Origin of the sequence: Anoxybacillus sp. (genome assembly GCF_036834105.1) — a bacterium.
In the GTDB taxonomy this organism is placed as follows: domain Bacteria; phylum Bacillota; class Bacilli; order Bacillales; family Anoxybacillaceae; genus Anoxybacillus.
In genome coordinates this window covers 1-2,024 of sequence record NZ_DAITON010000222.1, presented here as the reverse complement: position 1 = coordinate 2,024, position 2,024 = coordinate 1, and the positions used below count along the sequence as shown (strand labels likewise).

Annotated in this window: 3 protein-coding genes and 1 pseudogene; all 4 read right to left on the bottom strand. The window is 41.0% G+C overall.

Features of this window, described 5'->3' with window-relative positions; all coding sequences use genetic code 11:
- Window positions 1-209 (bottom strand): annotated as a pseudogene (locus V7Z64_RS13130) (tRNA (adenosine(37)-N6)-threonylcarbamoyltransferase complex transferase subunit TsaD); the annotation flags it as partial.
- Window positions 206-649 carry a ribosomal protein S18-alanine N-acetyltransferase gene (gene rimI, locus V7Z64_RS13125; RefSeq protein WP_297987203.1) on the bottom strand — a complete coding sequence of 148 codons (444 nt, stop codon included), beginning with the start codon at window positions 647-649 and terminating at the stop codon, window positions 206-208. The gene rimI and the pseudogene V7Z64_RS13130, both read right to left, overlap by 4 nt.
- Entirely contained in the window at window positions 650-1,354 is a 705-nt protein-coding gene (tsaB, locus tag V7Z64_RS13120) for a tRNA (adenosine(37)-N6)-threonylcarbamoyltransferase complex dimerization subunit type 1 TsaB (RefSeq protein ID WP_297987202.1), read from the bottom strand.
- Window positions 1,335-1,808: a tRNA (adenosine(37)-N6)-threonylcarbamoyltransferase complex ATPase subunit type 1 TsaE gene (gene tsaE / locus V7Z64_RS13115; protein ID WP_297987201.1), complete on the bottom strand. Its 474-nt coding sequence runs from the start codon at window positions 1,806-1,808 to the stop codon at window positions 1,335-1,337. Before tsaE ends, tsaB begins: the two co-directional genes overlap by 20 nt.
- Window positions 1,809-2,024: the final 216 nt, after the last annotated feature.

Here is a 2,024-nt window from a genome sequence, read left to right as displayed (position 1 = left end):
TGCTTCATCGTTTCTTCTAACACAAGCGTAATTTGTTCAACATGATGGCGCGATGCAATTTCAGGAACGACGCCTCCAAATCGCTGATGACTTTCCATTTGCGACGCGACGACGTTCGCTACAATTTCACGTCCGTTTTTCACAATGGCTGCAGCTGTTTCATCACAGCTCGTTTCAATTCCAAGTACAAATATATCTTTTTCACTCATAATTTCACCCACATGACTAAAGCATCTTCTTGGTTATCCGAATAGTATCTTTTTCGAATTCCACCGTTTAAAAAACCGAGTTTCCTATATAATGATTGTGCAACTGTATTTGACACCCGCACTTCTAGCGTCATCGTTTGCGCCCCTTCTTCCCTTGCTAATACCATCGCCTGTCTCATCAACGCTTCCCCTAGTTTTTTACCACGAAATTGTGGCAATACTGCAATATTTGTAATATGCGCTTCATCCATAACCAACCACATGCCACAATAGCCAATTACTTGTCCATCATACTCCATCACAATGTAACGAGCATACGGATTGTTTGTCAACTCTTGATAAAAAGAAGAGCGACTCCACGGGAGTGTAAATGAGAGTTGCTCAATTTCTATAATGCGATCAAGATCTTGAAGCGTCATAAAACGAAAGGAAACGTCCACTTAGCATTCCGTCCTTTCTTGCTGACGGGCAAGCCAATTCGCTTCTGCCTCTGCTAAACGAATATAGTTTGGTACAAACGTATGAATGTCCTCTGGCTCACGATGCATGCCTAACCATGCTAACTCACTCGGACGCGGGTTATGGAGTGTGAACGAAGCCACTTGAACAGCACGATCGAGCGTTTGAATGAATGAAGTTTCGTGCAAAGAGCTGTCATTCCCAACTAATAAAATAGGCTCATCATAAGTCTTTAATTCCTTTGCCCAATCTGTCGCTAAAATGACTTGATCAGTCACAATGGATTGAATGTTGCCTCCTTCCGCTTTATAAAGGCCTGTATAAATTTGTCCTCGCCGAGCGTCCATTAATGGAACGACGAGTCCTTGAAAATACTTTGCACTTGCTGCCATCACCTCTAAACTTGATACACCGACAAGCGGAATGCGCAACGTCCAAGCGAGTGTTTTAGCAATCGTCACGCCAATGCGAACACCTGTATATGATCCAGGCCCTTTTGCAACAACAATACGCCCGATTTCTTTTGGACTCACATCACATTCTTGAAGAAGCGACTCAATTGCAGGCATCACTCGTATGGAATGATTTTTTTTAAAATTTGTAATGATTTCTCCTTTAACAACTTGTCCGTCAACGACAGCAATTCCCATAACAAACGTTGATGTATCAATAGCTAACACTTTCATCGTCAAAAATCTCCTTACATAACTGTTCATAACGTTGGCCGATCGGAGAGAAGCGAATAATCCTGCTTCCTCCATCGACATGGTGAATTGTAATATGTAAACGCTCAGCTGGTAAATATGGTTCAATGGTATGTGCCCATTCCACAACCGTTACACCATCACCAAAAAAATATTCATCAAATCCTAAATCTTCTTCGCTTTCCCCTAAACGATATACATCCATATGATACAAAGGTATACGCCCTTCATATTGTTTGATGATGGTAAAAGTTGGACTACTTACATTACGGTTGATTCCTAAACCTTTTGCTAGCCCTTTTGTAAATGTCGTTTTTCCAGCTCCTAAATCGCCCTCTAACGTGATTACGTCTTTTGGTTGAATATATTGGGCGAGTTTCGTCGCTAATGCGACCGTATCTTCAGGATGATGTGATACATATTCATATGTTTTCATCGTTCATTCCCCTAATTCAATAAAATCAACATACAAAAAAGACCTTAGGATCGTTCTCCTAAGGAAATGATACATATATAAGTGTACACGAAAATAAAACATAAAGCAAAAAAGGCATAAAAAAACACGAAACTCATACGGTTTCGTTTTCTTTTTATTTATTGGTTGCGGGGGCAGGATTTGAACCTGCGACCTTCGGGTTATGAGCCCGACGAG